This window comes from Calothrix sp. 336/3 (assembly GCF_000734895.2).
In the GTDB taxonomy this organism is placed as follows: domain Bacteria; phylum Cyanobacteriota; class Cyanobacteriia; order Cyanobacteriales; family Nostocaceae; genus 336-3.
Window position 1 is genome coordinate 1,992,087 of record NZ_CP011382.1, and the last position, 25,888, is coordinate 2,017,974.

Annotated in this window: 22 protein-coding genes; 14 read left to right on the plus strand and 8 right to left on the minus strand. The window is 43.8% G+C overall.

From position 1 onward, the window contains the following. Window positions 1-22: 22 nt before the first annotated feature. The 8 genes from IJ00_RS08160 to IJ00_RS28840 all read right to left on the minus strand — a co-directional run bounded on the left by IJ00_RS08160 (window position 23) and on the right by IJ00_RS28840 (window position 5,103). Complete coding sequence (locus tag IJ00_RS08160) at window positions 23-2,773, minus strand: VapE domain-containing protein (protein WP_035151876.1); 2,751 nt, start codon at window positions 2,771-2,773, stop codon at window positions 23-25. A 79-nt stretch (window positions 2,774-2,852) separates the two neighbouring features. Then, the gene (locus tag IJ00_RS08165; RefSeq protein WP_035151878.1) at window positions 2,853-3,095 is read right to left on the minus strand and encodes a hypothetical protein; all 243 of its coding nucleotides are present in this window, start codon (window positions 3,093-3,095) and stop codon (window positions 2,853-2,855) included. Next, entirely contained in the window at window positions 3,082-3,357 is a 276-nt protein-coding gene (locus tag IJ00_RS08170) for a hypothetical protein (protein ID WP_035151881.1), read from the minus strand. The genes IJ00_RS08165 and IJ00_RS08170 overlap by 14 nt, the downstream gene beginning before the upstream one ends. A 2-nt stretch (window positions 3,358-3,359) precedes the next feature. Further along, on the minus strand, window positions 3,360-3,698 hold the full coding sequence (locus IJ00_RS28210) for a hypothetical protein (protein WP_035151883.1): 339 nt from the start codon (window positions 3,696-3,698) through the stop codon (window positions 3,360-3,362). A gap of 64 nt (window positions 3,699-3,762) precedes the next feature. After that, entirely contained in the window at window positions 3,763-4,104 is a 342-nt protein-coding gene (locus IJ00_RS28215) for a hypothetical protein (protein WP_168163440.1), read from the minus strand. A 380-nt stretch (window positions 4,105-4,484) separates the two neighbouring features. After that, window positions 4,485-4,655 carry a hypothetical protein gene (locus IJ00_RS30130; RefSeq protein WP_168163441.1) on the minus strand — a complete coding sequence of 57 codons (171 nt, stop codon included), beginning with the start codon at window positions 4,653-4,655 and terminating at the stop codon, window positions 4,485-4,487. Then, window positions 4,640-4,831, minus strand: a complete 192-nt coding sequence (locus IJ00_RS30135) for a ribbon-helix-helix protein, CopG family (RefSeq protein ID WP_144416009.1) — start codon at window positions 4,829-4,831, stop codon at window positions 4,640-4,642. The genes IJ00_RS30130 and IJ00_RS30135 overlap by 16 nt, the downstream gene beginning before the upstream one ends. A gap of 29 nt (window positions 4,832-4,860) precedes the next feature. Next, window positions 4,861-5,103: a hypothetical protein gene (locus tag IJ00_RS28840; RefSeq protein ID WP_168163442.1), complete on the minus strand. Its 243-nt coding sequence runs from the start codon at window positions 5,101-5,103 to the stop codon at window positions 4,861-4,863. 198 nt (window positions 5,104-5,301) lie between these two features. Between IJ00_RS28840 and IJ00_RS08195 the strand changes: the two genes are divergently transcribed. From IJ00_RS08195 to drmC, 14 genes are all read left to right on the plus strand, one after another. Further along, window positions 5,302-5,619 (plus strand): hypothetical protein, encoded by a 318-nt coding sequence (locus tag IJ00_RS08195; RefSeq protein ID WP_144416010.1) that lies wholly within the window; start codon window positions 5,302-5,304, stop codon window positions 5,617-5,619. Between the two features lie 218 nt (window positions 5,620-5,837). Next, window positions 5,838-6,038, plus strand: a complete 201-nt coding sequence (locus IJ00_RS28225; RefSeq protein WP_144416011.1) for a hypothetical protein — start codon at window positions 5,838-5,840, stop codon at window positions 6,036-6,038. A 161-nt stretch (window positions 6,039-6,199) separates the two neighbouring features. Beyond that, window positions 6,200-6,715, plus strand: a complete 516-nt coding sequence (locus tag IJ00_RS08205; RefSeq protein ID WP_035151900.1) for a hypothetical protein — start codon at window positions 6,200-6,202, stop codon at window positions 6,713-6,715. Next, window positions 6,712-6,870: a hypothetical protein gene (locus tag IJ00_RS28845; protein WP_168163443.1), complete on the plus strand. Its 159-nt coding sequence runs from the start codon at window positions 6,712-6,714 to the stop codon at window positions 6,868-6,870. The genes IJ00_RS08205 and IJ00_RS28845 overlap by 4 nt, the downstream gene beginning before the upstream one ends. Further along, window positions 6,867-8,165: a hypothetical protein gene (locus IJ00_RS08210; protein ID WP_035151903.1), complete on the plus strand. Its 1,299-nt coding sequence runs from the start codon at window positions 6,867-6,869 to the stop codon at window positions 8,163-8,165. The genes IJ00_RS28845 and IJ00_RS08210 overlap by 4 nt, the downstream gene beginning before the upstream one ends. A gap of 3 nt (window positions 8,166-8,168) precedes the next feature. Continuing rightward, complete coding sequence (locus IJ00_RS08215) at window positions 8,169-9,284, plus strand: integrase (RefSeq protein ID WP_035151905.1); 1,116 nt, start codon at window positions 8,169-8,171, stop codon at window positions 9,282-9,284. A gap of 341 nt (window positions 9,285-9,625) precedes the next feature. Beyond that, window positions 9,626-10,828 carry an Arm DNA-binding domain-containing protein gene (locus IJ00_RS08220; protein WP_371259639.1) on the plus strand — a complete coding sequence of 401 codons (1,203 nt, stop codon included), beginning with the start codon at window positions 9,626-9,628 and terminating at the stop codon, window positions 10,826-10,828. A gap of 482 nt (window positions 10,829-11,310) precedes the next feature. Further along, window positions 11,311-14,523 carry a DISARM system SNF2-like helicase DrmD gene (gene drmD / locus IJ00_RS08225; protein WP_035158651.1) on the plus strand — a complete coding sequence of 1,071 codons (3,213 nt, stop codon included), beginning with the start codon at window positions 11,311-11,313 and terminating at the stop codon, window positions 14,521-14,523. Between the two features lie 270 nt (window positions 14,524-14,793). Beyond that, the gene (locus IJ00_RS08230) at window positions 14,794-18,825 is read left to right on the plus strand and encodes an Eco57I restriction-modification methylase domain-containing protein (RefSeq protein WP_035151912.1); all 4,032 of its coding nucleotides are present in this window, start codon (window positions 14,794-14,796) and stop codon (window positions 18,823-18,825) included. 41 nt (window positions 18,826-18,866) lie between these two features. Continuing rightward, window positions 18,867-19,157 carry a hypothetical protein gene (locus IJ00_RS08235; protein ID WP_035151915.1) on the plus strand — a complete coding sequence of 97 codons (291 nt, stop codon included), beginning with the start codon at window positions 18,867-18,869 and terminating at the stop codon, window positions 19,155-19,157. Then, entirely contained in the window at window positions 19,157-19,606 is a 450-nt protein-coding gene (locus tag IJ00_RS08240; RefSeq protein ID WP_035151919.1) for a type II toxin-antitoxin system VapC family toxin, read from the plus strand. The genes IJ00_RS08235 and IJ00_RS08240 overlap by 1 nt, the downstream gene beginning before the upstream one ends. 125 nt (window positions 19,607-19,731) lie before the next feature. After that, window positions 19,732-23,181, plus strand: coding sequence for a DISARM system helicase DrmA (gene drmA / locus IJ00_RS08245; protein WP_035151922.1), 3,450 nt, complete (start codon window positions 19,732-19,734; stop codon window positions 23,179-23,181). Beyond that, on the plus strand, window positions 23,178-25,085 hold the full coding sequence (gene drmB / locus IJ00_RS08250; RefSeq protein ID WP_035151924.1) for a DUF1998 domain-containing protein: 1,908 nt from the start codon (window positions 23,178-23,180) through the stop codon (window positions 25,083-25,085). The genes drmA and drmB overlap by 4 nt, the downstream gene beginning before the upstream one ends. Further along, window positions 25,066-25,869, plus strand: coding sequence for a DISARM system phospholipase D-like protein DrmC (gene drmC / locus IJ00_RS08255; RefSeq protein ID WP_035151928.1), 804 nt, complete (start codon window positions 25,066-25,068; stop codon window positions 25,867-25,869). Before drmB ends, drmC begins: the two co-directional genes overlap by 20 nt. The last annotated feature ends 19 nt before the right edge of the window (window positions 25,870-25,888 follow it).

The following is a 25,888-nucleotide window of genomic DNA, read 5'->3' on the forward strand; positions in this document are numbered from 1 at the left end:
TTTCCCCTGATATGTAGGCTTTTTAGGCGTTGGGTTTGAGCCGAATTAGCTCTAGGTCACTGATTGCGTACTCATGACCTTCCCGTAAGAATACCCATTTATCTTTTCTGGGGTCGTATTCATTGGGGCGAAGCTCTGAAAGTGTCGCATCAAACCAATCACGTGTTTTAGCAACCATTATGTCTACCTGCCAGTGGAGAGACTGAAGGTAAACCATCAATTTTTTCTTTGTCACTGCTTGAATTTTTTTTGTCTCGGTATATCCGGTGCAAGTCACGTAGTCCTCCAACTCCGGAACTGTGAACCTGATTTCATAGCGACCATCCTGTCTGGGAGACGCGATCGCCTTCACTTCTCCGAGGGGTGATGGATGAAGAGATTTTATTGTCGGTAGGGTTTTTGTAGTAATTGTTTCTTTGTCGCTAACCGTTTTACCATCCTGTGTACTTAGATGGGTATCCTGTGCTACCGGATTAGAAATATTGAGTTGGTTGTTTTTTTGATTTTTATCTGGGACAGTACAGTTATTTTCTTCCTTTGATTCCTGGAAAGTATATATATCAAGGGTTTCATCTTGTCCCAGATGTGTCCCAGATAGATTTTCCCCGTTTTGAGAAAAAACGCTGTATCCATTACCCTGACTTGATTCTGGTTTGTCCCAGATGTGTCCCAGATGTGTCCCAGATGATTCTGGTGTGTTGTTTAAATCACTCTCTGATTTTGGATTTTCTACGTGATTTTTGTTTTTGTCCCGGATGTCCCAGATGTCCCAGATACTTTCATTAACTTTTGAATTTTCAAAATTGTTTAATAAGGTATCCTGTATCACCTCACCTTTTGCTTTAACCCAAACTCTCTCTCTGTATTTTCCACAGCGTACTCTATCTTGCTCCCATCCCAGGTTTTTCATAATTACAGCGATACGTCTGGATATGCCTGAATTCTGCTGGTTGATTTCAATCTTGAGAACGTCGTATAAATCATCAGATTTAATAGTGTCCTTTGTGGAGCAATACCGCTCTAGGATGCTTTCCCATGGGTCAAGCTGTCTAAATTCCTCATTAGCTCGGAGTTGAAGCTCTTTTTCTTCCTCGGATAATTCCCACCTAGCGCCGGATTTGTATAGGGCATAAGCAGCAGCCCACAACTCATCCCGTTCTGCTATGAGTTTTTGCAGGGGAACCATTCCTTTAGTCGGAACCATCCAAAACCGTCTATTCCCTGTCGGGTCGGTTAATACTTCTTCCTCATTGGTTGTGCCTACCAAGATTGACCGACGGGGATGCTCTTTTGATGACCGAGCATAGGGAGCGCGGTACACGTCCCAACCGGCAGAGATGAATTTTTTTAGAGCAGCTGTCTCTTTTTTCTTGTAGATAGATTCGAGTTCACTGATTTCTAGTCCCCAAAACTGGTGAATCTTGCTGATATCATCCTCGGCTTTTGATGCTTCCCCTAGTTGGTCACTGAACCATGGACGACTAAATAATTCTCTCCAGAAACTGCTTTTCCCCGTGCCGTGTTTGCGTCCGACTAGCACTGTTACCGCGTCATGCTGGCAACCTGGCTCCATAATCCGAGCGACTGCTGCTAGTAAGGTTTTTTTGAGGTAAATATTGTGGAGTTTGTCCGATGTCCCAAAATACCTTTCTGCTATATTCTCCAAAAGCTCCATGTTTGGGGATGGGTAGGCACGCTCACACTCTGTGAGGTAATCGTGTACGGGGTGGTAGCTGTTTAATTTGGCTATCCTTTCTACCACTGCGATCGCGTCAGCTATACCCATATCAAAATCAAAATTTAGAGAAATCTCTAACCGTACCCCCTCCAGGTTGATAGGTTCCCCGTTTAGCTCGATTTGATTTTTTAACTCATTGAACCGGAGATTGTCACCCCAGATTTTCTCTAAAATTTTGAAATGTCCTGCCAATTTTGACCGACAAGAGTTTTCTATTTGCCCTTGTTCCAAGCTCCACCGGGTATCCAGTTCATGCTTCCACTCTTCAATGGTTTTAGCTGTTTTAACTAATTCATCAAAGGATTCTTCCCCGTGCTTGGCTATATAATCATCTATCCCTTTGCAGTCACCTGGAGGAATGTTTATTATCATTACCTTGCTTCCATTGGCTGCAATATCACGGGATAAATTTAATAGTGATAGTTGTACCGCTCGTTTAGACATTACATCGTTGTCAAACCCTAAATAAACGGTTCTGCCATAGGTGCAATAAGCTTTTAATAAATCATGTAGTCTGCCATTCTTCCGACAGGTCGAGACACCGGGGATGGATATGGAAGCGTAACCAATACTTAGTAAACACCCTGCTTTTTTCACCCCCTCAGTGATAATTATTGGGAGTGATGTATCGTTTAGTATTTTTGTCCAATATCCCGTATCTTCTATTTCTAAAAATACTGGTGACACCCCGTATCCACTAGCACTAAAGTATTTCTGTGGTTTACCGTTTCTTATTGGGGAAACATCCGGCTTGGCTTGGATGCCAGACAACCATCGCTCACCCGATAGCGGGTCTACGCCAGTTGCAACCCATGCCGGAACCATGTCATCACTATGCTTGTATCGTTTGTGACTATTTCTGTTTAACAATTCATCCAGTTTTCTACTGTCAAGAATGCTACTAACATTTTTTGTGATTATGGTTGGGTTAACGCAACTATCAATCCACTCTTGCCAGTGATGAATAAGGATGCTTTCTGGACAAGAGAAAGTAGCATTGTTTCCGGATATTTGGGGTATAATTGTGTTAGTCATAATATTAAAGTTTTATTGTTGAATTGAGGGGTCTTTCCCCTTTTTTTTGTCCTGTTTTGCTGATGTTCTCATGGTGCAATCAATTATTTATACCGTTGCTCTCTGACAATTTAATTCGGATAGAAGCCGCTTTAATGGTGGCTTTTACTTTGGGATTGCCCTCAACGTTTCGGGGGAAAACGTGTAAAATTTCAGCAGCAAGTTTAAGTGATTGCACTTCAGTTAATTGGTATTCTTTCTGCAAATAACTGAGGAATCTGTCCTTGCTCAAACCGAAGTCGTTCGATGCTTGAACAAAGGCGATCGCGTCAATTTCCTTCATTATTTCCTTTCTCCATATCTTTCAATTTTTGCCTGACTTCAATTACAGTTCGTCTTAAAGCTTGTTCTAAAGATGGATTGTCATTAACACATTGAGGCATCGAATGGAGAAAGAACGCTAATACCCAGGTCGCCTCTATTGCATTGATATCTAGTTTCTTCTCTAGGAAATCAGAGAAAAGTGCTAGGGATGAGCCACAGGCTTGAGAAGCTTTGAAAAGTCCGATCGGTATCCCTGATTCTTCTGTTTTGTGTTGTGTCATGGTTAAAAAGCGATGTATTCAAACAGGTAGTTTTTTAGCTCCCGCCATTGGGCAAGAGTCAATTGGTTGTTTTTGGCGTGTTGGCGGAAAAAACTTTTTATCAATGGGTCGTCCCAGTTTGATTGAATTCTCCGAAGGTGTTCGTTGACAGCCTCGTAATTATCTAGAATCGCCTCAAGATGTTTAGCTGCTTTTGGGGGGAGTGATTCTGGTGTGAATGGTGTTAGCTGCAAATATCTATTGCAAACTTTCTGGATGAAAATCGTAGTTCTGGCGTGATGCCAGGACAATCCGCAACGGTTCAACTGTTGGGTGAGTTTTTGGTATTGGTCTTTGTCCATGAGGTTTAATTCTGAACGTCCCTGTGTAGGGAGTAGAGAGTTGCTGATCGTGTTGGTACTGGCGTTAATATCTATCCCGTCCTAGGTCATGAATAACTTTCTCTAAAATCCATTCCTCTCCCTTGGCTGGAGTCTTGAGCCTTTGGGCATCAACTAACCGATTAGCGGCTGCACTGTCGCCGTGAAGCAATCTAACCAATTTTCCAAACAGTTCTCTAGTCTTTGCGTTGTGCTGTCGTGGAGTGGGAAATGGGATAGACGTGGGTTCATGATGCTTGTTGACGTATGGTTGATGTTGTTTAATCGGTACAACTGGATAGTTATTCGGTGGGATTGTTTTTGTTCTTTGAGATAGGTTTATGATTACTTTCTCCACATACCATTCTTCTGATTTTTTCGGGTGCATTTTGCGTTGCTGACTGAGTAGATATTCAACTTTTGTTGTGTCCCCTTTTAGTATTTCGATGAGTTGACTTTTTCGTGCCAGTGCTGATGTATTTAGGTTTCTGGACTTTTGGTATCTTTGGGGTATCAATCTACTGATGCTTATTCTCATCTGATGTAATAGCCATCTAAGGTGGAGAATTTGTTGAATTAGTTCTGTTATTGATGTCAGTAGATGTAGTATGTCCATTGGAAGTAAAAATGAGGTTGTTACTTCCAAGATGCAATGCCCTCTCTCGTTAGGCATGAGGGTATATTGCATTTTTTATTTGAAGATATGAAAAAGTTTCCAGATTCCTTACTGAAAGAGAAATCATCCCTACCAAATTGGTAAGGATGATTTTACTGTTCAGGTGTATTCAGTTCTATCTCCAGCACTTCAAACTCTCTGATTCTCTCTTCAAGTGCTTCTAAATCATTAGTAATGCGTCTTGTTTCTTCATTTAGTCGCTGTAGTTCATTCTTTTTTCTAGCCACCTGACCACGATAGTCCTTGATCAGTTGGCGGAGCATTCCCCCAGAAACTGCTGTTCCGATGCTGAAGATACTTTGTCCCGTGCAATTCTCTCGACTAACTCGCTCTTGCTTATCCCCATAGCTTTCGCCTTGGCATCCAGTAGGTCGAAACCTTCTGGAGTGATTGATAGAGTTAGGTCTTTCTTCCTCTGTCCGTGTAGCGGCTTCCTCATTCGTTATACCCATGTACTTCTCCTTAATTCTACCCTGGTACTATCTTTACTTTTAACCCTGGTAGTAATAGACTATATTTAGTTGTACCAGGGTACAATAAAGTTTGCAACCGTAAGTAACCCAGAAAACACCAGCGATCGCTTTCTGGTTGACCAAAACAGGCAGGGTATGAGTAGCGCAGCGCAAACAAGAAAAATCCCCAAACCACACAGAGATAGCAGCCTGTGGGCATGGAGCCAGAGAAAGACTTGCTAGGGGAAGTAGGACACACGAATTAGGGAAGAGGAAATATGGGAATAATTCTGAATTCAGACAAAGAAGACCGATGGCTTGAATACATTCAGATTGAATTAATCAGTTGGATGGAATATCTGCCAGCCAGTGATACCAGTGAATCACACGCGATAATCCATTTTTCTGGAGATGAGACTCAGGGTGTACCTTTGAGCGGAATAAGAGCTGATCTGGTGTGGAAGCTCGTACAGCAAAAAATCACGGAGGAAATCGAGCAAAAAGTAATGAGGGAACCATGAAGCCGATTGGATACTACGTTGATACAAAAATCCCTGTGGTAGGGGAAATAGAACAGAGTTTCGGCTCGTGCCTTCAAGGTCTGACTAAAGAACAAAAAATTTACCTGGTATTCAATCTTGCTGGAAATTTAGAGGATTCTTTCCCCTACGTACATCCGGCAAACATTGAAGAGTTATGCAGCAAAATCAATAAGGAAATATCCGAGGAATCAGACGCGATCGGATTAATGAAAGCACTGGTAAATAGTTTGTGAATAAATCAAAAGGCGATCGCACCACACAAAGAAGCGATCGCCAGTAAATCCAAAAACTTGAAATATTTTATCTAGGAGTATTGTACATGAAGCCTGTCACCTACTGGATAGACACAGAAGAGATACAGAACCTATGCGCTCGTTATGGCTGTTTCCTGGAGAAACTAAACAGGAAAGAAAAGGCATCAATCCGGACATTCTTATCCTTTTGGATATCAATGAGATTCAAAGCAGCATCAGCGATACAGGAAGCCTATGCATCTGTAGAAGCCGGATGGTTGAATGCTGAAATATCAGATTACAGCCTAGCTACAGAGGATGTAGAGACAGCAATCCTCATGATTGAAAATCTAGAAAACGAACAAATAGAATCTCTTCTGACTGCAATTCAATCCCTAATAAACACTCATGAAACTTGAGATTGAGGTTAAACGGGAAAAAGAAGATACACACCCTAGTATCAAACTCTCTTTGAATTCTAACCATGGTAATGGATTGATAGAAAGCTGGTGTGTCCTTGTTCTCAGTCTGTTTACCCTTCTACTTTGCGTCCACCTAACAAAAATTTTTCTGGGGAACAATGACTATCTTTGCCCGAAGCCCATCAGTAAATACCACCTTATCCCAGTGGTTTAACCGCTTTGGTTGGGCTTCTATGTTCGTAAACATGATTACCTTGACTTGGTTTTTCTGGGGTAAATACCAACAAGCATTTTGGTTAATTCGATTAACCGGGTGTATTGCCGTCAGTGCATTGATTCTGGGTATTGAATTTGCCGCCTTATCAGTTCTGTTTGAACCTGCTGTCTTGGATGAATTCATCGGGCAGAACAAACAACAAAATAGTATCTCAAACGCTATTACAACAGCCGGAATGGTTGCGGTAAGTTTTATCGCTGGCGCTGCTTTCTGGTACGACTGGGTAATCAATACCAGCGCTTTCCAGTTAAAAACCAACGACCTTGACTACCAGATTCTTGCAGCTGTGATTGTGCTTATTAGCGAAATATTTTTCTGGGTTGCTAATGTCTGCGAAATCTCAGGAAAAAGAAAACCCTTACCAAAGACAACAAACAAGCCGGAACCAAAAGAATGAACCAACAGACAGTCACCTCATTTCTTCTAGTCCTCCTGGCATTAGGATTGCTTTCTTATCTGGCTTATAGTGCAGGGATGGGCTGGAAAGGATTGCTAGTAATTACCTTTGCCGCTACAACCTTCTTCCTATTCATCAGAATGCGTCAGGCATGATAGACCTTTTACTTTCTGTGAGCGTACAAACTTCCTCACCCAGATTGCCGTCTGGGTGGGAATTTCCTTGTTCAATTGGTTTCGGTCTGGGTATCTGGTTTGCTACAGCCAAACAGTCGTTAAATCGTGAGGAAAAGACTGTGGCGACTAATGAGACAATTCCAGGCGATTGTCTGCCATCGGACTACGAGCATTATCAGGCTATAGGGAAAAAGATTATTTCTGGTTTTTCCTCATCAGAACGCAGTCAGATTGTCGTTGCTCCCAGTCGTTGCGGGAAAACAACTGTAATGTATTTCTTGCTAGATGAGTTTTTTAAGGTCTACCCAGATATGCAATGTTGGGTATGGCAAGGGAAAACCATAGAGCCTGTTCATCCCACCATTCCCAAGCATCGGCATACCTTATTTCAGATGGGTGATGAGATAGATTTAACAGCATTAGAGTCTGTATTTGATATCTATAAACAGCGTCAAGCAGGAGATAGTAACCGTGTACAAGTAAAGCTAATTATTAACGACTGGCAAAGTATAAAAGATGGGATACAACTCAACAATACATCATTGTTTAAAGAAGTCGCGGCAAAAATTATCACCATTGCTAATAATGGCGCTGCGTTGAATGTCACCGTCGTTGTGGATACTCAATCAGCAAATATTGAAGACTGGGGGTTGGGTTCCGGGTCTATCAGAGACAATTTTGATATTTATGCAGTTTCCCGGATTGAATGGGTAGAAGATTATCCCAACGGTGATGTAAAAGCCTTACCTAAACTAATTCAGAATTTAGATATTGTTGTTAATTCAAACGAGAGAAAAAGATTATTGTCTGAATTTGAATTCCTTAAACAAGGATTAGAAGGAAATCTGATAAACACGTCAGTTTTACTATCAACCATTGGGAACCCTAGGCTAGGAATTACACCCTATTTCGATAGAAAGACGTTGGTCTGGGAAAACGAAACTATCCGAAATGACGAAAAAATCGTTTCGGAGTGCGAAACGACCAGCGAAACAGGGTTTTCGGAGTTTGGGGAAACGACCGAAACGACTCCGAAACAGGTACTAGAAGGGATTGCAGTAGACACCCCTTGTTTCGTTTCGGAAACAGAATACACCCCATTGAAACTTTCCAAAACAACTATTTTGGCTATCCTCCAAAAAATGCGAAACGAAACGAGATTAGGTCAAACCAAAATTATAAAAATCCTTTGGGGCGCTAGTCCTGGAGACAACGAAGCATATCGAAAAGCCGTTTCAGAGTATCAAGAATTAACAGAATCGACTGAGGATTGAGAGATGGAAACAAGCGATCGCATTGCAGCCGCGAACGCCAGATTAAAAGCAGCAAACATAAATTTGACTATTCAACAGAACGGGGGGAAGTTGTCTCTGAGGGGGACACTTCCTCAGAAAAATGGTGAGGGGAATAAGCAGCAACGAATACCCCTAAATATCACGGCAACAGCCGACGGGATTAAACAAGCTGAGAGTGAAGCTCACGCGATTAGACGTGACTTAAATGCAGGTAGATTTAATTGGGATAGTTATATTCACAGTGAACCACTAGTAGAACACCCGAAGCTAATTCTGATTAAAGACTGGCTAGAAGCATTTGAAGCTGATTATTTTAATAGACGTGAGAAAAACCAAAAATCCCTAACAACTTGGTATGGTGACTATCATCAAGTTTTTAAACATCTCCCCCAAAACAAAAAGCTCACCGAGGAGAATCTACGACGGGTAATTTTAACCACAGCCCCCGACACTAAAAACCGAAAACGATATTGTAATATTTTGGGCGCGTTAACGAAGTTTGCCGGACTGGATTGTAATTTCAGAAATTTATCAGGGAATTACAGCCCCAAAAAGGTTACACCGCGTGATATCCCTTCCGATGCAGATATCGTTAATTGGTACGAAAAGCTGGTAAATCCGGCTTGGCGGTGGGCATACGGAATTCTTGCCACCTACGGGTTGCGTAATCATGAGGTATTCAGACTAGATTACGAACGGTTAAAAACCGGGGATAGAGTTTTATCCGTTCTTGATGGGAAGACAGGGGCGCGTCGTGTATGGGCAATCTATCCTGAATGGTTTGATACTTTTGATTTGTCCAATGTGTTGCTTCCAAAAGCTAACCTGTCTCGGACTGATGCCCAACTGGGAAACAACGTGACTCATTATTTTGTACGCCACGGTTTACCATTTAGCGCTTATGACTTGCGCCATGCGTGGGCAATACGTTCGCTTGAGTTTGGGCTTGACATCACATTAGCATCTCAACAAATGGGACACGCCTTAAAGGTTCACAGCGAAACTTACCACCACTGGATTAGTGAACGTCACCACCAACGGGCTTATGATTTGTTGACGACCAGGAGCGATCGCCCCAAACCCCCTAATTTCAGATGACTAAAATCTGACTAAATACTGGAACGATTGCTATAGCTTGAACTTATTGATTAATAACCCTTAAAACCCTTGCCTCAGTGGATTTTTGTAGTATGTCACTGGGGTTTTTACGTAGTTACTTAGTGTCTGAAAATCCTCGTGTCACGAGTTCAAGTCTCGTTCCTGGCATCCTTACTAAATCTACGTTTCGCTTATCTGAAAAGGGTTTTATAATTTGACTTTCGGTTGGAGTCATAAAATTATTGGGTCATTTTAGGTCAGTTTAGGTCAAAAAGTGGTGTAAAGATGGTGTAATCCTTGTGTAGACTAGATAGTAGATTACACCATCTTATGTCAATCTTATGCCAATGAAAAAGAAAACGCCTACTGGCAGGGCTTTTAAAGGTTCTGTTAAAGCTATTCTTTCTAATGGACGCATCCAGTTGCGCTTCCACTTTGCTGGCAAGCGTCATTATATTTCCACGGGCTATCCCGACACTCCCCAGCACTGGAAGTTAGCCCAACTCAAAGCCGCAGAACTTGAAAAAGATATTTTGTACGAACGCTTCGACCCCCAGGATTTGAGCAAGTACACCCTCGAAGGTTCGAGTCGTCGATCGCGATTTGCCCCATCTCCACAGAAAAATCAGCCGACCCTTACCCAGTTATGGGAAAAATATGTGGAATTTAAGCGACCGAATGTGTCTCCCAGCACCTTGGCTAAGGATTACAAAAATATTGAGCGTTGTGTCAATTTACACTTACCAAAGAAGTCGATCGCAGATGCAGTGGCAATTCGTGATTGGTTGGTTGCCAATAAACCAGCGAACTCAGCCAAGCGAATTTTGACCCAAATCAATGCCTGTTGCGATTGGGCTGTTAAATCGCAGTTAATCGAGAGTAATCCATTTGTGGGGATGGCTGCGGATATTCGGGTTCCCAAGGGAGAGTCGGAGGATACGGATATTAATCCTTTTTCTTTGGAGGAGAGGGATAGAATTATTGAGGGTTTCAAGAGCGATCGCCACTACAAACATTACGCTCCTTTAATCGAATTTCTGTTTATGACAGGTTGCAGACCATCGGAAGGGGTTGCGTTGCAGTGGAAGCATATTGTCGATGACTTTGGGACGATACGATTCGAGCAAGCGGTGGTGGAGTCGGAAACTGGTTTGGTTTGTAAGAAGGGGTTGAAAACTCAGAAAAAACGTTCTTTCCCGGTAAATCCCAAGTTGGCTGGGTTATTACGTTCCATCAAACCAGAAGATGGGACGGGTGAAACGAAGGTATTTCCCGCACCCAAAGGTGGTTGGATTGATGCCCATAATTTGACTAATCGAGCTTGGCATAAAGTATTGGAAAGAATTGGGGTCGAGTATCGCAAGCTGTATCAAACCAGGCATACTTTTATTACCGCAGCCTTGGAAACACCGATTATGATGTCCGATGGAAAAATGAGGTTTTTGGAAGCCAAGGATATCGCCAAATTAGTGGGTACGAGTGCAAAGATGATTTACGAGCATTATGCGGGGGCGAGAAAGGAGTTGTTTGTGCCCGAGTTTTAGTTGGTGTAAATCTCTTATCTGAAATGATAATGTCACTGAACCCTAATGCTGGGAGTATTTTTAGCAATGCGATCGCGTACCCCTCCGGATAGTAAACTAGGCGTAGCACATCACTCTGCGACTCAGCAACTTGTGAAAGATTATCGTGCGAGTGGCTTATTCTCAAATTGCTGATAAGTAGGTAGGTAAGAATAAACACAACTATGTAACGTAATGTAAATTGGCTTCAAAGTCTTACCCCTACTCACTATTCGCTACTCACTACTCACTCCCCACAACGACAATTTTCAACACCGACCTACTTAGGTAAATAGTGAAGATAACTGTCTTTTTACGTAGCTCAATAAAACTGTTAAAAAAGTGGGAATGATTAAGATACAATTACTGCTTACTGTTGTTGGAATGTTTATATAAGAGTAGTATGTGGAATTGGTGCTAATTGTCACAACCCCACAGCACTGATTCAGGACAAAATGCCAGCGATGAACCTTGAAGCCGGACAAATCATTCGAGTACGCTCTCGACAGTACCTTGTAGAAGATGTCGTTGCTGGATTATCTCCAGAGTCGGATACTTTGGTGCGTCTTTCGTGTCTGGATGACGATGCTTTAGGAGAATCACTAGAAGTTTTGTGGGAACGGGAAATTGATGCTGAATATATAGGTGCAACAAATTGGGATTTAGTTGCTAGCAGAGGCTTTGATGATGCACGATTATTTTCTGCTTACTTGCATACACTGCGATGGAACTGTGTTACCTCCACAGATGCAAAACTATTTCAGGCACCTTATCGGGCAGGTATTGAGGTCAAGGCTTATCAGTTGGAACCCTTGCGTAAAGCTTTGTTGATGCCAAGAGTTGCTTTATTTATCGCTGATGATGTAGGTTTGGGCAAAACCATTGAAGCTGGGCTGATTCTCCGGGAAATGTTAATGCGCCAAAAAGTCAGGCGTGTCGTTATTTCCTGTCCACCATCAGTGGTGCGACAATGGCGTGATGAAATGGAAAGCCGCTTCGGACTCACTTTTATGATTCTCGATCGTGAGTTTGTGGCTTCCCGTCGTCAAGAACGGGGTTATGGTGTTAATCCATGGGCAACCCACAACCGTTTTATTATCTCCCATGCCCTGCTGCGGGATGAAAGCTATGCTGCACCGTTGCGGGATTGGTTGAGTGATTTTTCTCCAGGTTCGATGCTGATTTTAGATGAGGCTCATAATGCAGCCCCAGCAAGTGCGACAAAATATGCTGTAGATTCGCAACTAACGCGGACAGTGCGGGACTTAGCACCCAGATTTGAGCATAAGTTGTTTCTTTCTGCAACTCCCCACAATGGTCACTCTAACAGTTTCGCAGCTCTACTGGAAATTCTCGACCCGCAACGGTTTTGTCGGGGTGTACCAGTTCGCAACCCCAAATTGCTCGATACTGTTATGGTGCGGCGTTTAAAGCGGGATTTGCGAGAAATTGGCGAAGATTTTCCTGAACGCCAAGTTATTCCCATTATTATTGATAGATTACCGGAGAATGCACCGGAGTTACAGCTATCGCGGTTATTACAGGAATATTCTCAGTTACGAGAGGAACGACTCAAGGAAGCATCAAAATCAACACAGAAGTCGGCGATGCTGGTAATTACATCTCTGCAAAAGCGCTTACTCTCATCCATTGAAGCATTTGCTCGGACTTTGAAAGTACATCGGGCTGCGATCGCAAAGCAAGCTGCAAATGTTGGTATGGCTCAGAAAACACAAAGAAGTTTACCGTTACTGTGGGAATCTCCTGGTGCTGACGACGATCGCGCCGAACTTCCGGAAGATGAGGTACAAGCGGAAGAAGATGCTCAAATGGTGGTAGCGACGGGACAGGCTGTTGTCTCTGGGTTGACAGCACGGGAATTAGAATTATTAGAAGAAATGTCCGAGATAGCAAATGCTGCCCGTTACCAACCAGACCCCAGAATTAGAGAATTGTCAAATTGGATTCGTAGCAATCTCTGTCCGAATTTGAGGCAACCTGATGCTGTTTGGAATGAACGCCGGGTAATTATATTTACTGAATACACGGATACTAAAGGGTACTTAAAACAACAATTAGAAGCCTTAATTGCAGATTCCCTACAGGAGAACCGACGCATCGGTGTTTTTCACGGTGGGATGGGGGAAGAACGTCGGGAGGAAATTAAGTTAGCTTTTAATGCCGATCCATCCCGTCATCCTTTGCGTATCCTGATTGCGACCGACGCGGCGCGGGAGGGGGTAAACTTACAAAATAATTGTGCTGACCTGTTTCATTTTGATGTACCTTGGAACCCCAGCCGCATGGAACAGCGTAATGGACGTATTGACAGAAAATTACAGCGATCGCCTGTTGTTCGCTGTCACTATTTTGTTTTTCGTCAGCGAGAGGAAGATAAGGTATTAGATGTGCTGATTAGAAAAACCGAGACGATTCAAAGGGAGTTGGGTAGTCTGTCTCCGGTGGTAGAGAAAAATTTATCAAGGTTGTTGTCCAAGGGTATCCGTCATCAGGAAGCAGATAAAATCACTGCGGATATAGAAAACGCAGAGTTACCAAATGTGGAAGTAGTTCGAGAAGAATTAGAAGAAATTAGCTTGCAGAAAGAACAGTTAGTTAAGCAGGTGGAAGAACTGCAAGGGATGCTGAAAACATCCCAAGAATGGTTGGGATTGGACGATCGCCATTTTCGAGATGCGATTTCTGCTTCTTTAGAAATTTTGGGAGCAACTCAGCTAACACCTGTAAATGCTAATGAAGCTGCTAACGACCCGACTACAGCCCGTTGGGTAGTACCATCATTAGAGCAACGCTTTGGGAATGACCCGACTTGGTTTAGTACTTTAGATACTTTACGTCTACCGCGAAAACACGGTCAAAAGCCTTGGGAATGGCGGCGAGAAGCTCCCATCCGTCCGATAATTTTCCGCGACCCCGGTACGTTGGATGGGGATGTGGTTCACTTACATTTGGAACATCGACTAGCACAGAGGTTATTGGGACGCTTTTTATCCCAAGGGTTTACCCATAATGAGTTAACCCGTGCTTGCGTTTGTCTTACGGATGACCCCTTACCGAAAGTGTTAATTTTAGGACGGTTATCTTTATATGGGGAAAGGGCTGCAAGACTTCATGATGAAGTGATTGCTGTAGCTGCGGAGTGGTCAGACCCAGTAACGAGAGGGCGTAAAAAGTTACAGCCACTCCCAGAAGGACAGAAAGACGAGGTTTTGGGTTTACTAGAAAACTCCCTAGCATCTCCCCGGTTGCGAGAGGTTTCCCCAGCTATAAAACAGAGGCTTTGTCAGTCAGCAGCGCAGGATGTAGCAGATTTGACCCCAAGTTTAAACAAACGTGCGGAAATTTTAGCGGAACGTGCCAAGAGAAAGCTGACAGCAAGGGGAGAAAAGGAAGCGCAGGAAATGAAGAAGATTTTAGAAGAACAGCGCGATCGCATTCTCAATCGTCAGCAGGAAATTAAAGCGATTCAGCTAAGTTTGTTTCCCGATGAGGAACAGCGTCAATTAGAAAGCGATCGCCGTCACTGGGATAAACGATTAAATTTGCTATCCGATGAATTGGTGCGGGAACCTGCAAGGATTGAAGCTGCCTATGAGGTAAAAGCGGTACGGGTTGAACCTGTGGGTATCGTTTATTTGTATCCGATTAGCGGTTAGTTGCATAAAAAACTAGCCAGGGAATCAATTCCCTGTCTAATAGCAAAAGTCCTCTAAAAGAGGACTAGTAAATCAGATTTCATTTCTACAGGTATCAAGCATTTGAAAGAAAATAAAAGTCCTAATGTTGACCCCAACTCTAAATATTAGTAAACAGTCCTCTTCAGAGGACTTAAGCTATTAGACAGAGACTTTCAGTCTCTGGCTGGCTGTTGAGCGAGAAATAAATTAAACTAACAGCACCAGGGTGGTAAGGGCAAAGGAGAGAGGATGGCGATCGACCCAGAAATCATCAGACATAAAGAATGGTTGGGTTTTCTTCAACCTGTAGGATTGGTTGTGTCTCCCCCTGCGTTGGTAAAAGCGCAAGCGGTGGTAAATCGCAATGTGGTGGATTTACAACAATCGCTTTTAGCTGCGGTGGATGAGTCGGGTAAGATTGCTGATTTTCCTGCTTTTGTGGTTAGCGTATTAAATTGGGATAATTCTGACCTAATTGCACCATCCCCTGAATATGAGGTGGTGTTACCCGATTATGGGGAAGTTCTCGCACCTAGTTACATTGTCCCCGATCCGGACGGTGATAAGGCACAAATTTTGGTGCAAGTAATTTCTGCCGATCTAGAATTGGATGAAATTGCCCCTTCTGTGGGAAAATCTCATGGTTGGCAAACCACTCCCCAAGCCAAGTTTGAGCGGTTGTTGCGAGAGACGCAAATACCCATCGGTTTGCTATGTAATGGCAAGTTGCTGCGTTTGGTATATGCACCACGGGGTGAGTCTTCCGGACATTTGACCTTTCCCGTACAGGCAATGTGCGAGGTATCGGGAAGGCTGATTTTAGGAGCAATGGAAATGTTACTTTCCAGCTTCCGGGTATTTTCTGCCCCTGATGGTCGGATTTTGAAAAATTTGCTGGAAGATAGCCGCAAATATCAGGCAGAAGTTTCTACAACTTTGGCGAACCAAGTATTGGATGCTTTGTGGGAATTGCTACGTGGTTTCCAAATGGCGGATGCAGCAGTGAATGGTAAGCTTTTGGGAGAAATTGCTGTTACAGACCCCCAGAAGATATATGGTGGGTTAATTACTACGTTGATGCGGTTGGTATTTTTGCTCTACGCTGAGGACGAGGGTTTAATGCCACCTGACGATGTTTATCAGCGCAATTATTCTGTGTCTGGGTTGTATGAAAAGCTGCGGGAAGATGCGAGTAACTACCCGGATACGATGGATGGGCGTTATGGGGCTTGGGCTTGGCTGTTGAGCTTATTTCGTTTGGTTTACGATGGTGGTGGACAAACGCCGGAGTATTTACCAGCAAGGCACGGTCAGCTTTTTGACCCAGATGAGTATGGGTTTTTGTCAGGGAGAACCCCACCCCGCAAGCGAGGAGGGGAGCAAGAGCAGGAGCTTCCCCCTGTGAACGGGGGGATTGAGGGGGGTTCTTGGGAAATACCGCGAATTCCCGATGATGTGGTGTATCGGATGTTAGAAAAGCTACTAATTTTAGAAGGCGATCGCCTTTCTTATCGCTCCCTAGATGTGGAACAAATTGGCTCGGTGTATGAAGGGATTATGGGTTTTGCTGTAGAACGGGCAGAAAGTCCGAGTATTGGAGTTTACAGTAAACCCAAGGGGTCAAAGGTTTCTACGACGGTGGTGGTAGATATAGCAGCGATTTTGGCAGCAAAATCAGGCGATCGCACTAAATTACTCAAGGAATGGGCGAATTGTGAAGTATCGGGCAATGCCGCCAAGGAACTCAAAGCAGCCCAAACCCTTGATGATGTGGTGGCAGCGTTAGGGCGAAAGGTATCCCATCAAACACCGTATATTTTGCCAGTGGGTTCCTTGTATTTGCAACCGGGGGAAGAAAGAAGGCGATCGGGTTCCCATTATACGCCGCGATCGCTCACTAAACCCATTGTGGAAACTACGTTGCGTCCGGTATTGGCAGCTTTGGGGGAAAAACCGACTGCGGAACAGATTTTATCGTTGAAGGTTTGCGATTTGGCGATGGGTTCCGGTGCGTTTTTGGTGGAAACCTGTCGTCAATTGGCTGAGAAGGTTGTGGAAGCATGGGAACGTGAGGAGGGGGAGAGTGGGGGAGTGGGGGAGTGGGGGAGTAAGAATTCTCCTTCCTCTCTCTCTTTCTCCGAGGAACCGTTATTAATTGCCCGTCGGTTGGTTGCACAACGCTGTCTTTACGGGGTGGATAAAAACCCGTTTGCGGTGAATTTGGCGAAATTATCTTTATGGTTGGTGACGCTAGCGAAGGATTTACCGTTTACATTTATTGACCATGCGTTGAAATGTGGGGATTCCCTGGTAGGGTTGAGGAAGGAGCAAATAGGGTCTTTTGGGAAGGATACGACGGATGATTTACCGTTGTTTATATATTTGAAAGAGCAACTCGATCGTGCCAGGATTTTAAGAGCGCAAATTCAGGAGTTGGATACCCGCAGTGATGCTGATGATGACCAAAAGCGGGGTTATTTATATAAAATTGAGCAAGAATTGCACGAAGCGCGGTTAACAGGGGATGTGAGAATTGCCGCGTTTTTTGAGGAAAGTAATAAGAAGCAGCGAGAGGAGAGAGAAACTGAGATTGCAGAATTGGTGAGAAAGTGGCGGTATCACCAAGCTGATACTGAGGGTTTGGAGGAAATTGCTAGCAGGTTGCGGAGTGGGAATAAGGGAGTTATTCCGTTTAATTGGGATATTGAGTTTCCAGAGGTTTTTGAGAAGGGAGATAGGAATAATAATCCAGGATTTGATGCGATTGTGGGGAATCCACCGTTTGCGGGGAAAAATACGACAATTAATGCAAATGCACCCGGTTATCAAGATTGGTTAAAGGAAGTTTACCCAGAGTCTCATGGTAATGCCGATTTAGTAGCGTTTTTCTTCCGTCGTGCTTTTGAAATATTGCGAAAAGGTGGAACTTTTGGGTTAATTGCCACAAATACTATTGCCCAAGGTGATACTCGAAATACGGGATTGCGTTGGATTTGTCAGCATCAAGGCACAATTTATAATGCTCAAAAGCGGGTGAAATGGGCTGGACAAGCTGCGGTTGTGGTCAGCGTGATTAATGTATTTAAAGGAATTTATCAAGCCAAAAAGTTATTAGATAATCGAGAAGTTCCCCTAATTTCTGCGTTTCTATTTCATGCGGGAGGAAATGAAAACCCGACGGTATTGTTAGCGAATGCGGAAAAAAGCTTTCAAGGAAGTATTGTTTTAGGTATGGGTTTCACGTTTGATGATACTAACCCAGAGGCGACACCTATTGCAGAAATGCACCGTTTGATTGAGAAAGATGCAAAAAATGCTGAGAGGATTTTTCCTTATATTGGTGGGGAAGAGGTAAATAGCAGTCCAACTCACACACATCAAAGATATACCATTGATTTTTTCGATATGAGCGAGGAAGAAGCTTGGGAATATCCTGATTTAATGCAAATAGTAAAAGATAAGGTTAAGCCTATTCGTGATGTACAAAAGAGAGATGCTCTTCGTATTCGATGGTGGCAATATGCAGAAAAAAGACCTGGTTTGGTTAGAGCGATCGCATCATGCGATCGTGTGTTAGTTTGTCTATTCTGCAACAAATATTTGTCGTTTACTTTCCTAACTAGTGAATGTGTATTCGCTAATACGTTGAATATTTTTCCTTTAGCTACATACTCAGCATTTTGCACCCTGCAATCTCGCATCCACGAAATTTGGGCTAGATTTTTCGGTTCATCCTTGGAAGATCGACTTCGCTACACCCCCACAGACTGCTTTGAAACCTTCCCCTTCCCCGAAAACTGGGAAACCAACCCCACCCTAGAAGCCATAGGTCAAGAATACTACGAATACCGCGCCGCCTTAATGGTTCGCAACAACCAGGGACTAACCGACACCTACAACCGCTTCCACGACCCAGAAGAACGCGACCCTGATATCCTAAAATTACGCACCCTCCACACCGCAATGGATAAAGCCGTCCTGGAAGCTTACGGCTGGGGTGACATCTCCACCGACTGCACCTTCCTGCTAGACTACGAAGACGCAGACGAAGAGGAAACCAACAAGCGAAAAAAACCTTGGCGCTACCGTTGGACAGAAGAAGTCCACGATGAAGTATTAGCACGCCTCCTCGAACTTAACAAAGAGCGAGCAAAAATGGAAGAAATTGGTGGTAAAAAAGCGGAGAAGAAAAGCAAAGCGAAGGGTACAAAAAAGAAAACAAGCAAACCGCGTAAAATCAAAGCAGATGAGCCGATAATACCAGGGTTAAATGTAGAGTGATTTTAAGTTCAGACACATTAATTAAATAATAGGTATAAATCATGACGATTAAAGAACAACTTTTTCAAGAAATTGAGTCAGCACCAGATAACCTCATCGCTGAAACACTTAATTTTTTGCGTTTCTTAAAAACAAAAGAAACTCAAGCACAACCAAAATTAAATCAAGCAGAATCTACTACAATACCTACAGCGAATTCCACAGGAATAACACTTATAGAACATCTAAAAACCATAGGTACTTGGGAAGGCAATGATTTAGAGGAGTGTCTGAGGCTAGTCATAGCTAGTCGTGGTCAAGCGAAATTTGATGATAATAATCCTTTTGAATAATGTACTTACTCGATACAAATCACTGTAGTCTTGCTATTTTAGGAAATATCAATATATTAAATCGTCTGCTTGAGGTTGAAAATAGTTTAATTTCAACCTGCGTTATTGTGCAGGGAGAATTGATAGATATGGCAGTGCGCTCTCAAAGACAACAAAGTAACTTAGCACTAATCGTAAATTTTCTGAGAGGTATATATATCCATAATATTGAAAAAGAAACTGCTAATATCTACGGACAACTTAAAGCTGATTTATTCGATCGATTTGCACCCAGAGAAAAAAACAAGCGGAGAAAAACTAAAATAACTGACTTAGGTTTTGGTGAAAATGACTTGTGGATTGCGGCGATTGCTCTACAGCACAATCTTACCATCGTCTCAGCCGATAGCGATTTTCAGCGTATTCAAGAAGTAAGAACATTATCTCTAGAATCTTGGCTGACAAGTTGAAAAATTGTATTTATTTTTTATTCAAAATTTTAAAAAGTATTATTTGACACTTGACGACACTTCCGGCAACATAATATAGACAGTTAATTGCCTGCTGTATCTTTTAAAAGGAGTAGTAATCCACCATGCCAGTTAATACTCCTGCCGAAGTGCGTAACCAGCTTACCCATGCCCTCCAAATCGACTTGGTAGGACCCACACCCAAGGATACCATTTACGCTCGTGAAGTCTTAACCCAAGCCCCTTCTAAGTGGTATCTCACCGGATTTATAGTGCCGTTTGGCGCTCCCAGCGAATTGCGAGCCGATGAAACAGCAAATGACGATCTCGACCAAATCAGTACCAGCGATGTAGCTGAAGATGCAGCAACACCGGAAACAGCCTCCGCGAGAAAAGCCTTTTTCCCCTCTTCCATTGGCTTAAGCTTTCTCGTGTCGGCAGATACTCAAGAATTAGATGTTACGGTAAATTGGGGCGATTATATCTGTAAGTTAGAGGAAACCCCATCGGATAATTTAGATAATTCAGAGAGCGAAGCCGAAAAAATCTCGATCGAATTATGGGAACGCATCCCCCAATCCGTAAACCTACCCATTACCCTACCCAAAGATAAGCAGAAAAAACAGGTGGATATTCCTGGTGGTAGCGGTTTGCAGTTATTTATATCCTGTCGAAGAGTTCGTTCCCAAAATCTGCCCCCAGGAACCCGTTCTGTTTCCGTATTTCTAGTTAACTATCGCACTCACGATAACAGTAAAAAGCGGGATACAAGTTGCGCTTTCCAAGCCAGCTTACAAATTCGTAATTCCCAAGGCTTTGTTCCCCGTCCCGACCTGCGCGGACAAAATAGCTTAGATTGGGATGAAGCTGTCGCCAGTTTGCAATACCGTCACGATTGCGAATTTGCCGTCGGTCATAACGTCTCAGCCATTACAACCCCTGAAGATGGCGAATGTCAAGAAATTTCCACCACCTGGATACCGCAAGCAGAAGTCCCCAGAGTCGAACCAGCTGATATTCCCGGTTTGGAATTATCAATGGAAACCCTCGCAGCAGCCCCCGACGCTGAAACCCTGCGCCGCACGCTCAATCCAATGGTGACTGAATATACCCAATGGATAATCAAGCAACAAACCGCAGCACCAAAGGAACCACAATCAGCAAAAGTAGCAGCAGACTTGTTAAACCGTGCCAGGAAAATATGCGATCGCATTACATCTGGACTACAAGCACTGGATGACCCTTTAATATTAGAAGCATTTCAAATCGCTAATCGAGCGATCGCTACAGCCCGAAGACAACGACTTACCCACGATACCGATAATATATCACCCGAAGACTTACCAGCCCCCAAATGGCGACCGTTTCAGTTGGCATTTTTGTTATTAAATATAGTTAGTATTGCCAAAGAAGAAGATGCAGACAGGGAAGTTGTGGATTTGCTATTCTTCCCCACAGGAGGTGGTAAAACCGAAGCCTATCTGGGTTTAGCTGCATTTACCCTAGTTTTGCGCCGTTTGCGCGACCCCAGTATCTACTCCGCAGGTCTTAGCGTCCTCATGCGCTACACCCTACGTCTTCTCACCCTCGATCAACTCGAACGGGCTGCTACTTTGATATGTGCGTTGGAAATCGAACGCCAAAGCAATCCCAAATTAGGCAATCACCCCTTTGAGATTGGGCTGTGGGTAGGACAAAGTGCCACACCAAATAAAATGGGCAGCAAAGGCGATAAGGACGATAATTCGGCATATACCCGCACCCTAGCCTACCAACGAGACAACAAAGCCAAACCGAAACCAGTCCCCCTCGAACGCTGTCCTTGGTGCGGTGCAGAGTTAACAACCAACTCCTTTCATCTCTTACCCAACAAAGATACACCAACCGATTTACGCTTGATTTGTGTAGGGACAAAAAAACGCGCTGACGGCAAACCGGCTTGTGTTTTTAGAAGAAATAATTATTTACCCTTGATTGCAGTTGATGAACAAATATATCGCCGCTTACCCTGTTTTATCATCGCCACAGTTGACAAATTCGCTAATTTACCCTGGGTGGGTCAAACCGGAGCGCTATTTGGTAAAGTCACCCATTACAGCGATCGCGACGGATTTTATGGAACTGGCGATACTAAAATCAAAGGTAGTCCCCTAGAAAAAAGATTACCTCCCCCCGATTTAGTCATTCAAGACGAATTACACTTAATATCGGGACCATTAGGAACAATGGTAGGGCTTTACGAGACTGCGATCGATGCTTTATGTAGTGTCCCCAGTAGTATTTCTCAACAAGACAAAATAATCCGTCCGAAAATAATTGCCTCCACAGCCACCGTTCGCCGTGCAGACCGTCAAATCCAAGCATTATTCGGACGTACCCAAGTAGATATTTTCCCCGCACCAGGTCCCGATCGCCACAATTCCTTTTTTGCCAAAACCATTTTTACCAACGAATCCCCCGGTCGTCTTTATGTTGGTGTGGCAGCACAGGGACGCAGTTTAAAGGTTGTATTATTGCGAACATATTTAGCATTGCTAGGAGCCGCCCAAAAAGCTTGGGAATCAGCCGGAGGCAAGAAAAATCCGAATAACCCCGCCGACCCCTACATGACACTTCTGGGTTATTTTAATTCCCTGCGGGAGCTAGGTGGTAGTCGCCGTCTAGTTGAAGATGAGGTAAATTCTCGACTCACCCAGTATGGAGATAGATACAGATATGGAGAAACCACGGGTTTATTTGTCAACCGGAAAATTGACGACGAACCGGAAGAATTAACATCCCGCGTTAGTACCAATAAAGTCGCCAATACCAAACGTCGTTTAGCTTTGGCTTGTAACGAAAAAGAAAGCGTCGATGTAGCCTTAGCCACAAATATGATTTCCGTTGGTTTGGACATCACCCGATTGGGTTTAATGGTGGTTTTAGGACAGCCAAAAACCGCAGCCGAATATATCCAAACAAGCAGCCGCGTGGGACGGGATGCCAATAAACCGGGTTTAGTGGTGACATTGCTCAACGTCCACCGTCCGCGCGATCGCTCGCATTACGAACGCTTCCAAATCTGGCACAACACATTTTACCGCGCCGTGGAAGCCACCAGCGTGACTCCCTTCTCTCCCCGTGCCATCGATCGCGGTTTGGCGGGTGTTACCGTTGCTTTAGCTCGTCTCGGTATATCTGATATGACCGCGCCTTTAGGTGCGACCCAAGTCGATCGATATCGCCAAGAATTGGAATTTGTTGTGGAGACCATATCCAAGCGTGCGGAGGCACATAACCCCGATTTAAACGCAGTTACAGCCGACACCTTACGTCAAGAAATCCGCAGGTCAGTAATAGACTTAATTGATACTTGGGAACGTATCGCCGAACGCGATCGACGTTTACAATACCAACCCAACGAGGTGGAAATGGTTCCTCCCCTACTTCTGGACGCACTTGACCCGGAAATCGAGAAAAAATCCACCGAACAACAGAAATTTAAGGCACAACGCAGCTTGCGAGATGTGGAACCAGTAGTCAAGCTTTTAGTACGTGACCCTGGTGGTTTAGAAGTGGAAGGAGAAGAACCATGAAGAAATCCAAAAAGAAACTCACACCCCTAGCTGAAATCCGTCAAAGCCAGCTTTTATCTACCTATGGTCCAGGGGCAATGGTAGATTTACCCGACCACTCTGTAGTCATTGGTGGGTTAACCCACTGGAAAGGCGATCGCTCTTATATCCGTGAAGAGCGCCTGAGAAACAAAATTTGTGAAATACTCGACGTTAAGGAAATTAAACTTTTTAGCCCACCACGAGAAGCTTCTGACCTAAATTCTCCCCCCACTGGTGTGAGTGCTTTTATTTTCCCAGCTTGGTTTGTTGCCCAAGTTGACCAAACAATTCGCCTTAATGGTAAAGATTATCGTACCCGTCCCCTAGTAAATTGGCGTGCTGTCCAAGAGGGATTGAAATTTGAAGGTAAACGCACCTCAGCAGTACCAGTACGCTTTGTCCAAGCTTGTGTTAACGGACATCTAAGCGACATTGACTGGTACGCTTATGCCCATAATGGTCAAACTACCTGTCGCGGACAACTCTGGCTCGATGAGGGTGGTTCGGGAAACGACTTTGAAGAAATCTTTGTGCGCTGTGAAGCCTGCAAAGCCCGTCGTCCCCTCTCCCAAGCCAAAGTCCCCAATTCGAGAGTTTTAGGAATTTGTAAAGGCGATCGCCCTTGGTTGGGTGCAAATGCCAGGGAGGAATGTTGGGCTTGTGCGATCGATAAATCGGGCAATATTATCAATACAGAAAAACCAGAATATAACCGTCTTTTAGTACGTTCTGCCAGTAACGCCTATTTTACCCAAACCCTCAGTGTTATTTCAATTCCTGATGCCGATGCCGAACTGAAAAAAGTAGTCGATCGCTACTATGAAGAAGACCTACAATATGCGGAAGACTTGGATGAAATCAAAAAAGAACTGAGAAAACCCAAATTTGCAGACTTAGCTAAATTTGGTGCCCAAACTGTATGGGCAGAAATTCAACGCCGTAAAAATGGACAAGCAATTTCCCCTAAAAGCATCAAACAAGTAGAAATTGAAGCATTACTTTCTTGTCCCGAAGAAATGGGCAGAGAATCACCCAACGAAGAATTTCACGCTTCCAAACGCAAACTTGATGCCAACAACTTTAACCCCGCCCTCTTTCCTTATATCGATCGCGTGGTGTTAGTTCATCGCTTGCGGGAAGTCATAGCCCTAATTGGTTTTACCCGTTTTGAAGCTGCAATGCCCAATATCGAAGGGGAAATCGACGAATTAGCGATTAATGTCCGTCGCGCTGACCTTGATTTTGAAAAAACTTGGGTGCCAGCAATTGAAAACAAAGGCGAAGGTGTATTTATCTCCTTCAAAAAACAAGCGATCGACGAATGGTTGAAACGTGATGCAGTCAAAAAACGTGCCGAAGACTTAAATCGTGGTTTTTTCAAATGGGTTGATAGTAAAGGAATTCCTCACGAAAAAGCAGCATTTCCAGGTGCTCAATACATTATGCTGCACTCCTTATCCCACCTGCTAATCACCAGCATCTCTCTCGAATGCGGGTATGCAGCCAGTTCCATCCGCGAACGCATTTATGCCAGCGATTCTGGGTATGGAATTTTACTTTATACAGGCTCCTCTGGTTCGGAAGGTACTCTAGGAGGCTTAGTAGAAGTTGGTAGGCGGATTGATTACCATATTGTCCAAGCCTTAGCACTAGGAAGGCTTTGTTCCAACGACCCAGTTTGCGCCCAACACGAACCCGACGACCCTCGCGAAGAAAGGTTTTTACACGGTTCGGCTTGCCACGGATGTTTGTTAATTGCTGAAACATCCTGCGAACGTCGCAACGAATTTCTCGATCGAGCATTGTTGGTGAATACTGTTGAAGATTTAGACGCAGCATTTTTAAGCGACGATATTTTTGCCGATGACATCGCCACTACTTAAACTTAGCCGACCTTCCCTTCTAGGATTAGCAGCTGCCTTAGAAACGGGAAGGATACAGATGAACTATAGTGAATCAAATATTGCCAAATATGTATCACCCCTATTAGCGAGGGAAATTATTGCAGAACTTAATTACCTCCATTCCATAGGCGCAACAGCAAGTCACATTGCTTACACATTGCGTCTGCTTGCAAGCGAACGGGAAAAATCTCAAGAAAAACAAGATTCTGTGGAATTAGTTTGGACGGGGCAGGAAGTATTGGGTTCGGAAAGCCGCGACACTGGGGTTGTTGTGCGGGATTTATTTAGTACAGCCAAGACCAGCGTCTTGATTTCTAGCTTTGCCATTGATAAAGGTTCTAAAGCACGCGCATTATTTGCAACATTAGCAGAACGAATGGATGCGAACTCGGAATTAAACGTAAGAATGTTTCTTAACGTCCAAAGACCCCATAATAATCAGCAACCAGAATCAATCTTGCTGAGGGAATTTGCAACCACCTTCCGCAAACAAATCTGGATGGGAAAACGTTTCCCATTAGTATTTTACGACCCCCGTTCACTTGCACTTGGTAACGGTTTCAAAGCTTGCTTACACGCCAAATGCATCGTTGTAGATGAAGAACGGCTACTGGTGACATCTGCAAATTTTACCGAAGCTGCCCACGAACGCAACATAGAGGCTGGTGTATTAATCAATGACCCTGTAGCTGCCAGAGGTCTGCGATCACAGTTTGAAACTTTAGTTGCTAAAAATATATTACTCAGAGTGCCTGGTATTTAATCGTTTTTCCCCTTCATTG

Bases quoted from the DNA above. Each gene is read 5' to 3' on its own strand.
- IJ00_RS08160 (WP_035151876.1), bottom strand. From the start codon at position 2,773: ATGACTAACACAATTATACCCCAAATATCCGGAAACAATGCTACTTTC.
- IJ00_RS08165 (WP_035151878.1), bottom strand. From the start codon at position 3,095: ATGAAGGAAATTGACGCGATCGCCTTTGTTCAAGCATCGAACGACTTC.
- IJ00_RS08170 (WP_035151881.1), bottom strand. From the start codon at position 3,357: ATGACACAACACAAAACAGAAGAATCAGGGATACCGATCGGACTTTTC.
- IJ00_RS28210 (WP_035151883.1), bottom strand. From the start codon at position 3,698: ATGGACAAAGACCAATACCAAAAACTCACCCAACAGTTGAACCGTTGC.
- IJ00_RS28215 (WP_168163440.1), bottom strand. From the start codon at position 4,104: ATGCACCCGAAAAAATCAGAAGAATGGTATGTGGAGAAAGTAATCATA.
- IJ00_RS30130 (WP_168163441.1), bottom strand. From the start codon at position 4,655: ATGCTCCGCCAACTGATCAAGGACTATCGTGGTCAGGTGGCTAGAAAA.
- IJ00_RS30135 (WP_144416009.1), bottom strand. From the start codon at position 4,831: ATGAGGAAGCCGCTACACGGACAGAGGAAGAAAGACCTAACTCTATCA.
- IJ00_RS28225 (WP_144416011.1), top strand. From the start codon at position 5,838: ATGAGATTCAAAGCAGCATCAGCGATACAGGAAGCCTATGCATCTGTA.
- IJ00_RS08205 (WP_035151900.1), top strand. From the start codon at position 6,200: ATGACTATCTTTGCCCGAAGCCCATCAGTAAATACCACCTTATCCCAG.
- IJ00_RS28845 (WP_168163443.1), top strand. From the start codon at position 6,712: ATGAACCAACAGACAGTCACCTCATTTCTTCTAGTCCTCCTGGCATTA.
- IJ00_RS08210 (WP_035151903.1), top strand. From the start codon at position 6,867: ATGATAGACCTTTTACTTTCTGTGAGCGTACAAACTTCCTCACCCAGA.
- IJ00_RS08215 (WP_035151905.1), top strand. From the start codon at position 8,169: ATGGAAACAAGCGATCGCATTGCAGCCGCGAACGCCAGATTAAAAGCA.
- IJ00_RS08220 (WP_371259639.1), top strand. From the start codon at position 9,626: ATGCCAATGAAAAAGAAAACGCCTACTGGCAGGGCTTTTAAAGGTTCT.
- drmD (WP_035158651.1), top strand. From the start codon at position 11,311: ATGAACCTTGAAGCCGGACAAATCATTCGAGTACGCTCTCGACAGTAC.
- IJ00_RS08230 (WP_035151912.1), top strand. From the start codon at position 14,794: ATGGCGATCGACCCAGAAATCATCAGACATAAAGAATGGTTGGGTTTT.
- IJ00_RS08235 (WP_035151915.1), top strand. From the start codon at position 18,867: ATGACGATTAAAGAACAACTTTTTCAAGAAATTGAGTCAGCACCAGAT.
- IJ00_RS08240 (WP_035151919.1), top strand. From the start codon at position 19,157: ATGTACTTACTCGATACAAATCACTGTAGTCTTGCTATTTTAGGAAAT.
- drmA (WP_035151922.1), top strand. From the start codon at position 19,732: ATGCCAGTTAATACTCCTGCCGAAGTGCGTAACCAGCTTACCCATGCC.
- drmB (WP_035151924.1), top strand. From the start codon at position 23,178: ATGAAGAAATCCAAAAAGAAACTCACACCCCTAGCTGAAATCCGTCAA.
- drmC (WP_035151928.1), top strand. From the start codon at position 25,066: ATGACATCGCCACTACTTAAACTTAGCCGACCTTCCCTTCTAGGATTA.